Source organism: Streptomyces sp. NPDC055243, assembly GCF_044544025.1.
Taxonomy (GTDB): Bacteria; Actinomycetota; Actinomycetes; order Streptomycetales; family Streptomycetaceae; genus Streptomyces.
Window position 1 is genome coordinate 531,644 of sequence record NZ_JBITWR010000003.1, and the last position, 11,593, is coordinate 543,236.

Annotated in this window: 9 protein-coding genes; 7 read left to right on the top strand and 2 right to left on the bottom strand. The window is 68.7% G+C overall.

Going from position 1 to position 11,593, the window contains the following annotated elements; genetic code table 11:
- Nucleotides 1-167 precede the first annotated feature (167 nt).
- Both aceE and ACIGXX_RS12235 read left to right on the top strand, forming a co-directional pair.
- Nucleotides 168-2,900: a pyruvate dehydrogenase (acetyl-transferring), homodimeric type gene (aceE, locus tag ACIGXX_RS12230; protein WP_351160027.1), complete on the top strand. Its 2,733-nt coding sequence runs from the start codon at nucleotides 168-170 to the stop codon at nucleotides 2,898-2,900.
- A gap of 133 nt (nucleotides 2,901-3,033) precedes the next feature.
- Nucleotides 3,034-3,834: a potassium channel family protein gene (locus ACIGXX_RS12235; protein WP_351160029.1), complete on the top strand. Its 801-nt coding sequence runs from the start codon at nucleotides 3,034-3,036 to the stop codon at nucleotides 3,832-3,834.
- On the opposite strand, the gene ACIGXX_RS12240 is transcribed toward ACIGXX_RS12235, so the two are convergent.
- Nucleotides 3,815-4,231, bottom strand: a complete 417-nt coding sequence (locus tag ACIGXX_RS12240) for a peptidase inhibitor family I36 protein (RefSeq protein ID WP_361462943.1) — start codon at nucleotides 4,229-4,231, stop codon at nucleotides 3,815-3,817. The genes ACIGXX_RS12235 and ACIGXX_RS12240 overlap by 20 nt on opposite strands.
- A gap of 233 nt (nucleotides 4,232-4,464) precedes the next feature.
- The gene (locus ACIGXX_RS12245) at nucleotides 4,465-6,075 is read right to left on the bottom strand and encodes an MFS transporter (protein WP_399975028.1); all 1,611 of its coding nucleotides are present in this window, start codon (nucleotides 6,073-6,075) and stop codon (nucleotides 4,465-4,467) included.
- A gap of 203 nt (nucleotides 6,076-6,278) precedes the next feature.
- Between ACIGXX_RS12245 and ACIGXX_RS12250 the strand changes: the two genes are divergently transcribed.
- The 5 genes from ACIGXX_RS12250 (at nucleotide 6,279) to ACIGXX_RS12270 (ending at nucleotide 11,583) form a co-directional block, all read left to right on the top strand.
- Nucleotides 6,279-6,896, top strand: a complete 618-nt coding sequence (locus ACIGXX_RS12250) for a TetR family transcriptional regulator (RefSeq protein WP_351160688.1) — start codon at nucleotides 6,279-6,281, stop codon at nucleotides 6,894-6,896.
- Between the two features lie 243 nt (nucleotides 6,897-7,139).
- Nucleotides 7,140-8,351, top strand: a complete 1,212-nt coding sequence (locus ACIGXX_RS12255) for an alpha/beta hydrolase (protein ID WP_351160034.1) — start codon at nucleotides 7,140-7,142, stop codon at nucleotides 8,349-8,351.
- Between the two features lie 75 nt (nucleotides 8,352-8,426).
- Nucleotides 8,427-9,299: a DUF4429 domain-containing protein gene (locus tag ACIGXX_RS12260; protein WP_399975031.1), complete on the top strand. Its 873-nt coding sequence runs from the start codon at nucleotides 8,427-8,429 to the stop codon at nucleotides 9,297-9,299.
- Between the two features lie 251 nt (nucleotides 9,300-9,550).
- Complete coding sequence (locus ACIGXX_RS12265) at nucleotides 9,551-10,915, top strand: sensor histidine kinase (RefSeq protein WP_361462629.1); 1,365 nt, start codon at nucleotides 9,551-9,553, stop codon at nucleotides 10,913-10,915.
- On the top strand, nucleotides 10,912-11,583 hold the full coding sequence (locus ACIGXX_RS12270; protein ID WP_399975036.1) for a response regulator: 672 nt from the start codon (nucleotides 10,912-10,914) through the stop codon (nucleotides 11,581-11,583). Before ACIGXX_RS12265 ends, ACIGXX_RS12270 begins: the two co-directional genes overlap by 4 nt.
- Nucleotides 11,584-11,593 lie beyond the last annotated feature (10 nt).

The window sequence follows — 11,593 nt, forward strand, 5'->3', positions numbered from 1 at the left end:
AGGATGGGCGTATCGTTGCGATTTGGTCGAGCCTACCCCAGGGCCGCCGGGCGGAGGCCTCGGTTACCTCTCAGTAGAGATGACGATTCCGCCCACGCGGTACACGATGGGGAACGTCTCCCAGCCAGGCAGAACCCAGGCGAAAGCCCCAACAGCGAAGGAACAGCGTGGCTTCCGGATCCGATCGCAACCCGATCATCATTGGCGGCCTGCCGAGTCAGGTCCCGGACTTCGATCCCGAAGAGACCCAGGAGTGGCTCGACTCCCTCGATGCCGCGGTCGACGAACGCGGCCGCGAGCGGGCCCGCTACCTGATGCTCCGACTCATCGAACGCGCGCGCGAAAAGCGCGTCGCCGTGCCCGAGATGCGCAGCACGGACTACGTCAACACGATCGCCACCAAGGACGAGCCCTTCTTCCCCGGCAACGAGGAGATCGAGCGCAAGGTCCTGAACGCCACCCGCTGGAACGCCGCGGTGATGGTCTCGCGCGCCCAGCGCCCTGGCATCGGGGTCGGCGGTCACATCGCCACCTTCGCCTCATCGGCCTCGCTCTACGACGTGGGCTTCAACCACTTCTTCCGCGGCAAGGACGAGGGCGACGGCGGCGACCAGATCTTCTTCCAGGGGCACGCGTCCCCCGGCATCTACGCCCGCGCGTTCCTCCTCGACCGGCTCTCCGAACAGCAGCTCGACGCGTTCCGCCAGGAGAAGTCGAAGGCCCCGAACGGCCTCTCGTCCTACCCGCACCCGCGTCTGATGCCGGACTTCTGGGAGTTCCCGACCGTCTCCATGGGCCTCGGCCCGCTCGGCGCGATCTTCCAGGCGCGGATGAACCGCTACATGGAGGCGCGCGGCATCGCCGACACCTCCAAGTCCCACGTCTGGGCCTACCTCGGCGACGGCGAGATGGACGAGCCCGAGTCGCTCGGCCAGCTCTCCATCGCCGCCCGCGAGGGCCTGGACAACCTGACCTTCGTCGTCAACTGCAACCTCCAGCGCCTCGACGGCCCGGTGCGCGGCAACGGCAAGATCATCCAGGAACTCGAGTCGCAGTTCCGCGGCGCCGGCTGGAACGTCATCAAGCTCGTCTGGGACCGGAGTTGGGACCCGCTGCTCGCCCAGGACCGCGACGGCGTCCTGGTCAACCGGCTCAACACCACGCCCGACGGCCAGTTCCAGACGTACGCCACCGAGACCGGCTCGTACATCCGCGAGCACTTCTTCGGCGACGACCACCGCCTGCGCTCCATGGTCGAGAACATGACCGACGAGCAGATCCTGCACCTGGGCCGCGGCGGCCACGACCACAAGAAGGTCTACGCGGCGTACGCGGCGGCCAAGGCCCACAAGGGCCAGCCGACCGTGATCCTGGCGCAGACGGTCAAGGGCTGGACGCTCGGCCCGAACTTCGAGGGCCGCAACGCCACGCACCAGATGAAGAAGCTGACGGCCGACGACCTCAAGGGCTTCCGCGACCGCCTGCACATCCCGATCACGGACAAGGAGCTGGAGGGCGGCGCCCCGCCGTACTACCACCCGGGCCGTGACTCGGAAGAGATCCAGTACATGCACGACCGCCGCCAGGGCCTCGGCGGTTACGTCCCCACCCGCGTCGTCCGCGCGAAGCCCCTCCAGCTTCCCGAGGACAAGACGTACGCGACCGCGAAGAAGGGTTCGGGCCAGCAGTCGATCGCCACCACCATGGCGTTCGTCCGCATCCTGAAGGACCTCATGCGGGACAAGGAGATCGGCAAGCGCTTCGTGCTGATCGCCCCCGACGAGTACCGCACCTTCGGCATGGACGCCTTCTTCCCGAGCGCGAAGATCTACAACCCGCTCGGCCAGCAGTACGAGGCGGTCGACCGTGAGCTGCTCCTCGCCTACAAGGAGTCCCCGACCGGCCAGATGCTGCACGACGGCATCTCGGAGGCCGGCTGCACGGCCTCACTGATCGCCGCTGGCTCGGCCTACGCCACCCACGGCGAACCGCTGATCCCCGTGTACGTCTTCTACTCGATGTTCGGTTTCCAGCGCACCGGCGACCAGTTCTGGCAGATGGCCGACCAGCTGGCCCGCGGCTTCGTCCTCGGCGCCACCGCGGGCCGCACGACGCTGACCGGCGAGGGCCTCCAGCACGCGGACGGCCACTCGCAGCTGCTCGCCTCGACCAACCCCGGCTGCGTCGCCTACGACCCCGCCTTCGGTTACGAGATCGCGCACATCGTCAAGGACGGCCTGCGCCGGATGTACGGCCCCGACAGTGAGGACGTCTTCTACTACCTCACCGTCTACAACGAGCCGATCCAGCACCCGGCCGAGCCCGCCGATGTGGACGTCGACGGCATCCTGAAGGGCATCTACCGCTTCAAGGCGGGCGAGCAGGGCGCCATCCCGGCGCAGATCCTCGCCTCCGGTGTCGCGGTCCCGTGGGCGGTCGAGGCCCAGCAGATCCTCGCCGCGGAGTGGAACGTCAAGGCGGACGTCTGGTCGGCGACCTCCTGGAACGAACTGCGCCGCGAGGCGGTCGACGTGGAGCGCCACAACCTCCTGCACCCCGAGGAGGAGCAGCGCACCCCGTACGTGACGCAGAAGCTGTCCGGCGCGGAGGGCCCGTTCGTGGCCGTCTCCGACTGGATGCGGAGCGTCCCCGACCAGATCTCCCGCTGGGTCCCCGGGACGTACCAGTCCCTGGGCGCCGACGGCTTCGGCTTCGCGGACACCCGCGGTGCGGCCCGCCGCTTCTTCCACATCGACGCGCAGTCGATCGTGGTCGGCGTGCTGACCGAGCTGGCCCGCGAGGGCAAGCTCGACCGCTCCGTACTGAAGCAGGCCATCGACCGCTACCAGCTGCTCGACGTGACGGCGGCCGACCCGGGCGCTGCCGGCGGCGACGCCTAGGCCGTGGCCGTGGCCGTGCGGTGCTCGCACCTTTAGCACCGTTGGCCCGTGCAGCACCTGTAGCACGTAGGTCGTTCGGAGGGCGGTGGGGCGGTGGCTCCCGCCGCCCTCCGGCGTTTCCTACGATGCGCGCATGGAAGCGCCCATAAAGCACCAACCGGCACAGCTCCGCTGGGAGCGACGTACCCAACGTCCGCTCCTCGTGCTCGCGGTGGCCTTCGCCGTCGCCTACGCCGTGCCCATCGTGGTGCCCGACGCGAGCAAGAGCGTCGCGACCACCTGCACGGTGGTGGAGTGGATCGTCTGGGGTTCGTTCGCCGTCGACTACCTCGTACGCCTCTACCTCACCGACCACCGCAAGCAGTTCGTCCGCTCGCACTGGCTCGACCTCTGCGCCGTCCTCCTCCCGATGCTGCAGCCGCTGCGGTTGCTGCGGCTCGTCTCGACTCTGCTGCTGGTCGGCCGCCGGGCCCGGATGGCTTCCCAGATTCAGCTGACGACCTATGTCGCCGGGGCCGTCGTGGGCCTTCTCATGTTCGGTTCACTGGCTGTCCTCTCGGTGGAGCGGGAGTCGCCGAACGGCAACATCAAGACCCTTGGCGACGCGGTGTGGTGGTCCTTCACCACGATGACCACCGTCGGCTACGGCGATCACGCGCCGACGACCGGGCTCGGCCGCATACTCGCGGTCGGCCTGATGCTGTCGGGCATCGCGCTTCTTGGTGTGGTCACCGCCAATATCGCGGCCTGGTTCATCTCGCGCTTCGACCGGGACGACGTCGAGGAGCGGCGCCAGACGGCGGCGATCGAGGCGCTGACGACGGAGGTGCGAGCGCTGCGGGCTCAGGTGACGGCGCTGTCGGCCGGGGTGCCGCGGCCGGCGTCGGCCGAGGATGGCCCTCCCGTGCCTCCGGTCAGTTCTCCCAGACCTTGAACGCCCTTACCCGATAGGGCGATTCGGGGACCCAGGTGCCACCCCCTGGATAGGTGTCGAACTCGCCGGTCTCCGCGCACTCCGCGGACTGATACGTGGTGACCGGTCGGCCCGTGCGGTTGGCGAGGGCTTGAGCGCTGCCCCCCTCCGGCAGCGCTACACAGCTCTCGATGTCGATCTCGGACAGCTCATACGCCTGTCGGGCGCCTTTGAACTTCGCCTTTCCCCATAGGCAGAGCTCCCCAGGCCCGCAACCGGCGAGCGTGGGCGGCGCGGCGGCCCCGCTGTGCTTCGCGGGCGTCGAGAGGTCGGCCTGTGCGGGCGGTGTCGTGGCACCAGCCTGTGCGGGGGCCAGGATCACCGTGGCGAGCGCGGCCGCGGCGAAGGTCGTGGGCATGGTCGTACGCATCTGCTTCAACTCCCGTGTCGTGTCGATCACTTGTCAGAACTGTGACCGACTCGCTAGCCCCGTCGGAAGGGGTACGGATGTGCGTCACCCAGATAGGCGAAAGCCCCCCAGTTGGACCCTGAGGGGCTTTCCCTGATGCGTGCGCGCCAGGCAGATGCTTGCTCGACGTACGCGTTCAATACGTCCTGAAATGTCTCCGGTGCGCCCCGGAGCGCCTCCGGCTAGATGTGCCCGACTCCGGCGCCCGATTCGGCGTTGGCGCCCCGCTTGGTCAACGTGGCGACCAGCGCCGCGACGACCGCGACGACACCGGCGACGGTGAAGGCCAGGCCCATGCCGGACACGAACGTGTCGTGCGCGACCGAGGTGATCGCCTCGGCGACCGGCTCCGGCGCCTTCGGCGGGACCGGGGCCCCACCCATCTCGATGACGGCGGACGCCTGGTCGGCCTGTTCCGGCGTCATGGGCGGAAGCTTGGCGTCCGCCCAGTTCGCGGGAAGCTCGTTGTCGACCCGGGCCGCCATCACCGCACCGAGCACCGCCGTGCCGAGAGCGCCGCCGACCTGCATGCCGGCCTGCTGGAGACCGCCCGCCACACCGGACAGCTCCAGCGGGGCGTTGCCGACGATGACCTCGGTGGCTCCCACCATCACGGGCGCGAGACCAAGGCCCAGCAGACCGAGCCAGAGCGACATCGGCAGCGTCGCGGTGTCCGTCGTCATCGTGGACATGCCGAACATCGCGATGGCGGTGGCGACCATGCCGCCGACGAGCGGGACACGCGGGCCGAACTTGGTGATGAGCGCACCGGCGATCGGCGAGGCCACGATCATCATGGCCGTCAGCGGCAGGAGGTGCAGCCCGCTGTCGACCGGGCTCATCCCATGCACGTTCTGGAGGTAGAACGTGACGAAGAAGAGCCCGCCCATGAAGGCGAAGGCCATCAGCACCATCAGGACCGTGCCCGCGGACAGCGGGACGGACCTGAACATGCCCAGCGGGATGAGCGGCTCCTTGACCTTCGTCTCCCAGAAGGCGAAGAGCACGAAGAGAACCACCGCGCCCGCGAGGAAGAGCAGCGTCCTGGAACCGCCCCAGCCCCATTCCGAGCCCTTGATGAGGGCCAGGATCAGCGCGAACATGCCGCCCGACAGCAGGACGATGCCGGGGATGTCGAAGGACTTCGGCGCGTTCTCCGCGCGGTGGTCCTTGAGGATCACGAGGCCGAGGACGAGAGCGATGACCCCGACGGGCACGTTGATGAAGAACACCGACTGCCAGCTGACGTGCTCGACGAGCAGACCGCCGACGATGGGGCCACCGGCGGTCGACGCGCCGATGACCATGCCCCAGATTCCGATCGCCATGTTCAGCTTCTCGGCGGGGAAGGTGGCGCGCAGCAGGCCCAGCGCGGCCGGCATCAGGAGGGCTCCGAAGAGGCCCTGGAGCACGCGGAAGGCGACCACCAGGCCGACGCTGCCGGAGAACCCGATGGCACCGGAGGCCACGGCGAAGCCCGCCACGCCTATCAGGAAGGTCTGCCGGTGGCCGAACCGGTCACCGAGCTTGCCCGCGGTGATCAGCGCGACGGCGAGCGCGAGAAGGTAGCCGTTGGTGATCCACTGGACACCGGCCATCGTGGTGCCGAGGTCCTTCGCGATGGCCGGGTTGGCGATCGCCACGATGGTGCCGTCCAGGGCGACCATCATCACGCCGATCGCGACGGAGAAGAGCGTCAGCCAAGGGTGGCCACGGAGCCCCTTGGCCGGGACCGGAGCGGACGACGGCTCCGGCGCCTTGTCCGCCTTGTCGACGGTGATCTGACTAGTCATGCGTTCGAGGCTAGTGTCAGTCGCTGACAGTTGACAAACCATTTCACAAGTCGGTAACTGTCACGTAGCTCACAGGTATGGTGAGCTGGTCAAACCGGTGAAAAGAGGGCCATGACGTGAGGACCGAGCAGCGAGCGGCGGACCCCGCGAAACCGCGGGCAGAGGTCTCCGAAGACACCTCCGACGAGCCCGTCCGGCCCGGACTGCGCGAGCGCAAGAAGCAGCGCACTCGTGACGCCCTCCTGCGCGCGGCGCTCGAGCTCTTCACGACCAAGGGGTTCGAGGAGACGACGGTCGACGAGATTGCCGAAGCCGTCGACGTCTCCCAGCGCACGTTCTTCCGGTACTTCACCAACAAGCAGGAGACCGCCTTCGCCGTGCAGGAGATGGTGGAGCAGCGGTTCGTCGAGGCGCTGCGCGAACGCCCCGCCGACGAAGCGCCGTTCGTGGCCCTGCGCGGGGCCGTCATCGGCGCCTGGGACGCGCTGGGCCGGTCCATCGAGGAAGTCGTCCCGGTCGAACTCCACATGCGGACCTACCAGATGATCGAGTCCACCCCCTCCTTGCTCGCCGCACACCTGCGCCGCTCCATCGAGATGGAGGAGGAGATCGCACGCGTGATCGCTGAGCGTGAGGGACTCGACCTGGAGACGGACCCGCGACCGCGCGTGGTGGTGGCCGCCTTCAGCGGAGTGATGCGCGTGACCGGGCGACTGTGGGGCGCCGGCGAGGACTCGAGCGTGGAGTCGATTCGCGCGATCACCGAGACATATCTCGACCATTTGGGGCCCGCGTTGGCAGAGAACTGGCGCAAACAGTGACAACGCGCGCACTCCACGTCACATACGAGCTGGATCTGCACATCGAACAAATCAACACGTTGAGTGACGGATTGATGCACCGTCAGTAGTGGTGCACCCGGGTGCGCTGCGCATATGCGCCGCCTACGGAGCGTGACGAAAGTGCTCAAAGTGCGCCCGCTATGCCTCAATTACCCCACAGGAAACGTGATCTGCCTCACCCGGTGCACGGTAGGCATCACGATTCTCCTAGGGTGTTCCGTAGTGACTTCCTTCGACTCCTCCCCTCAACTCAGCGCCTGGCGCGCACTGCTTGCGCTCGCCGTCGTGTTCGTCATGCTCGCGACCACGGGCTGGACTGCGGTACGCCACCACAAGGACGCCGCATCGCCGCTCGCCGCATCGCTCTCCGCCTGGGATCGCGGGCACATCAACGGGCGTGACCTGCCCGACGCCAGTGCCCCGGCCGGAAAGCTCGCGCACTTCTTCGCCTCGCTCAACGCCCACCAGCGCACCCGACTCGCCACCCGCTATCCCCTTGCGGTCGGCAACATGAACGGTGCCCCCGTAGAGCTGCGATACAGCGCGAACCGCATCGCCCTGGACCAGGCACGCAAGACCGAGCGACAGCGCATGCACGACAACCGGCTCTCCCCTCTCGGGCAACAGGAGGCGGAGCGCCGGATGAAGCGCTTCGGCGTGATGATGCGCCCGGGTCGGCAGGTCCTGGCCTTCGATCCCATGGGGTCGGGTCGTATAGCCGAGGTCTTCGGAAACCTCGACCGGGCCTCCCGGGTTTCGGTCGTGGTGCCCGGTGTGGACACGAACCTGCTGACCTTCGAGCGGACGAACCGCAAGTACTCGGCGCCCGTCGGCATGGCCAAGGCCCTGTACGGCGCGGAGCACTCGGCGAGCCCACGCGCGCGTACCGCCGTGATCGCCTGGGCCGACTACACCGCGCCCATCGGCCTGGGAGTCGACGCGGCCACGTCGATGCGCGCGGATGACGGCGCGATCCGGCTCAACTCATTGGTGCGCGGACTGCCGGGACATTCACCTGTCGCGCTGTACTGCCACAGCTACGGCTCCGTGGTGTGTGGGGTCGCGGCACGACAGCTGCCCTCCCGCGTCTCCGACATCGCGGTCGCGGGCAGCCCCGGCATGCGCGCCGACACGGCGGCGCAGCTGGGCACAGGTGCCCGGATCTGGGCCACCAGGGACGGCGACGACTGGATCCAGGATGTGCCAAACATGGAGGTCGGCGGGCTCGGCCACGGTGCCGACCCCGTCTCGCGGGACTTCGGTGCACGAGTGCTCTCCGCACGCGGCGCGATCGGCCACACCGGCTATTTCGAGCCGGGCACGGAGAGCCTCAGGAACTTCGCCGACATCGGCATCGGTTCGTACCGCTCGGTGGCGTGTGCGAGCGGGGATGACACCTGCCGGAAGGAATTTTCCGGCACGACAGTGGCCTGACGCGCGTAGAAATCGACGAAACAGCGGCACGCCGCAGGAGGGACGGAGGCGCGCGTGCCGCCTACGATGAGCCGCATGGGTGACGTACTGGCCGGATTTCATGCCGCCTGGGAGTTCGAGTCCGACTCCGTGCTCATCCGCTTCGAACGGGGGATCCGTACGCCGAAGCTCCTTCAGGCGCTCGGCGAACGCCGCATCCCCCACGAGGCGATCGCGGCGGTGACACTTACTCCTGGCAAGCGAGGGACGGTCGTCCTGCACGCCGTGCCGAGACCGGGCGCGGATCCGCTGATGGAGGCGGCCGCGGGCCAGCTCAAGGACGGCTGCGACCCGTATCGGCTCGTGCTGCCCGCCGAGCGGGAGACGCTCGCCGAGTACTACGCGGACGAGCTGCGGGCTCAGCTCACCCAGGACGACTGCGGGCCTCCGGACCGCTACCTGGTCGCCGCGCCTGAGACGCCGCTGCAATTCAAGGCCTACGACGGCAAGGCGTCCTTCGACGGCAAGTCGGTGGCCTTCCGGTGGTTCTGGACGGGCGCTTCGTCCGCGAAGTGGAAAGCCGGCGACCAGAGTTTCCTGGTCACGGATCTGAGCGGTGTCGAGTGGCGCTCTCCTGAGGTCTTCGAGGGCCATCTGCGGCTGCTGCGCCGTGAGACCCCGATCGCCCAGCCCGCGCAGGCGGACCAGGATCCCGCGGCCGTCGTCTTCGGTCTCGGGTACGGCCCGGTGCACGAGTCGCTGCCGTTCGCGGCGTCGGTGCTCGCCGCGGTCCGGGCATCGGGCCCGGCCCTGACGCCCGCCACGGTCCCGGAGAGCAACCCGGTGATCCGCCGCGACCCGGCGGACATCGCGGAACGCATCCGGCACCTCGGTGAGCTGCACCAGGCGGGTCTGCTCACCGACGAGGAATTCACCACGAAGAAGACTGAGCTGCTGGCCGAGCTGTGACCGGGCGGGCGGGAGAGCCGCCGCCCGCGGGGCACGGCGGCCTGCCGGGCCGCCTGCGAAGTCACGGTCATGGGGCGTGGCTCTTGGGGCGCGGCTCCTGGGGCGCGGCTCCTGGCCGCCGCCTATGGCCGTGGCTCACGGGGCATACCTGGGTATCGCGGGGAAGCACGGTTCGTACCCGGGTATGAGGTCAAGGTCAGCTCCGCGGTACGACGGCGCACGGCGTGCTTCATGCCTACGCTGATCAGGCCATGAGCAGCGCATCGACACCACCGGACCAGGATCCCCGCCCACCGGCCGCCGAGCCGGACAGGCGTGGGGTCACCCTTCGGCGTGCGACCGCGGGGGTCCGCGAAGGGCTGGGCAGGGCTGGGGCCTTCCTCTCGACGCCGGCAGGGCGGGCCGAGCCTCTTCTCGCCCGGGCGCCCAAGCGCTGGATGCGGCAGGTGCCCTTGATCGCCGCGCTGGGCTTCGTCGCGGCACTCATTCCGGTCACCACCCAGGTACTGACGAACGACTACGGCGTGAACGGCGGGCTGGCCGGCGCCTTGGGCGTCGCCCAGGCCGCGCCGCTTCTGCTGGCGGTCAGCCGTCCGTTGGCCGCCTGGTGCATCATGATCGTCGCCGACGTCCTCGGGGCGATCGTGACGCTGTCCATGGGCGACGACCGGCCCGCCCCCTGGACGGCCATGATCATCGTGGGTTACGTGGTCGTGTGCCTCCTGCTGTCCCTGCGCGAGAGCCGCCGAACCCTGCTGGGCATCTGGCTGGTCACCGTCGTCGTGAGCCTCGTCCTCGGTGCGTTCCGCGACGCGGGCAGCCAGGACACCAGCGTGCTGCTGATCGTGCTGAGCGGTGGCGCGCTGCTGCTCGGCGCGCTGCTGCGCGAGCGTGGCGACGCACAGCGCAGACTCGTCGAGCAGGAGACCATCAGCGAGACCGAGCGCGCCCAGCGCACCCTCCTCGAGGAACGGGCCCGCATCGCACGAGAGTTGCACGACGTCGTCGCCCACCACATGTCGGTGATCACGGTGCAGGCCGACTCCGCTCCCTACCGCCTCGACGGCCTTCCGGACGCGGCACGCGAGGAGTTCGGGAGCATCGCGGCCAGTGCCCGTGAATCCCTCAACGAGATGCGACGGCTGCTCGCGGTGCTGCGCAGCGAGGACACGCCGGGCGAGCGGTCACCGCAGCCCGGCCTCAGCAGACTGCCGCATCTCGTGGAAGCGACGGTGCGCGCCGGCATACCGATCGATCTGTCACGTCCTGAACTCTCGGTGCTCACACAGCTCGCCGACATCACGCCGGCCGTCGACCTGTCCGCGTACCGCATCGTCCAGGAAGCCCTGTCGAACGTGATGCGGCACGCGCCGGGAGCGCGCACCACCATCACCGTGACCCTGGACGAGGACCACCTGCTGATCCTCGTGGTCAACGGCCCGCCCACCGAAACACCCGACTCGTTGGAGCACAGCGGCACAGGTCACGGACTCGTCGGCATGCGCGAACGCGTACGGTTGGTCGGCGGCACGGTCGACGCCGGGCCGTTGCCCGACGGCGGCTTCCGTGTGGCGGCCCAACTACCCCTCCTGAAAAAGGAATCCGGCACCGCATGACCATCCGCGTGATCATCGTCGATGACCAGAACATGGTGCGGGCCGGCTTCGCCGCACTCCTCGCGGCCCAGAGCGACATCGACGTCGTGGGCGAGGCACCGAACGGCAGGGTCGGTGTCGACGTCAGCCGCAACACCCATCCCGATGTCGTCCTGATGGACGTCCGGATGCCGGAGATGGACGGCCTCGTGGCGGCCCGCGCCCTGTTGGAGCCGCCACCCGGCGTGGTGCACGTGCCGAAGGTTCTGATGCTCACCACCTTCGACGTGGACGACTATGTGTACGAGGCGCTGCGCGCCGGGGCCTCGGGTTTCCTCCTCAAGGACGCCCCGCCCGCAGACCTGATCTCGGCGGTGCGTGTGGTGGCGGCCGGCGACGCTCTGCTCGCCCCGTCGGTGACGCGTCGCCTGATCACGGACTTCGTCAAGCAGCGGCCACGCAATGACCAGGCGCTGCGACTGAACGGTCTGACGCCGCGTGAGACCGAGGTACTGGTGCTGATCGCACGCGGCCTGTCCAATCAGGAGATCGCCGAGCAGCTGGTCCTCGCCGAGCAGACGGTGAAGACCCACATCGGCAAGGTTCTCTCCAAGTTGGACCTGCGGGACCGCGCACAGGCCGTGATCTTCGCCTATGAGTCCGGACTGATCACGCCCGGAGAGCAGTAGAGCCCTCGCC

Bases quoted from the DNA above. Each gene is read 5' to 3' on its own strand.
- ACIGXX_RS12240 (WP_361462943.1), bottom strand. From the start codon at position 4,231: ATGCCCACGACCTTCGCCGCGGCCGCGCTCGCCACGGTGATCCTGGCC.
- ACIGXX_RS12265 (WP_361462629.1), top strand. From the start codon at position 9,551: ATGAGCAGCGCATCGACACCACCGGACCAGGATCCCCGCCCACCGGCC.
- ACIGXX_RS12260 (WP_399975031.1), top strand. From the start codon at position 8,427: ATGGGTGACGTACTGGCCGGATTTCATGCCGCCTGGGAGTTCGAGTCC.
- ACIGXX_RS12235 (WP_351160029.1), top strand. From the start codon at position 3,034: ATGGAAGCGCCCATAAAGCACCAACCGGCACAGCTCCGCTGGGAGCGA.
- ACIGXX_RS12270 (WP_399975036.1), top strand. From the start codon at position 10,912: ATGACCATCCGCGTGATCATCGTCGATGACCAGAACATGGTGCGGGCC.
- ACIGXX_RS12245 (WP_399975028.1), bottom strand. From the start codon at position 6,075: ATGACTAGTCAGATCACCGTCGACAAGGCGGACAAGGCGCCGGAGCCG.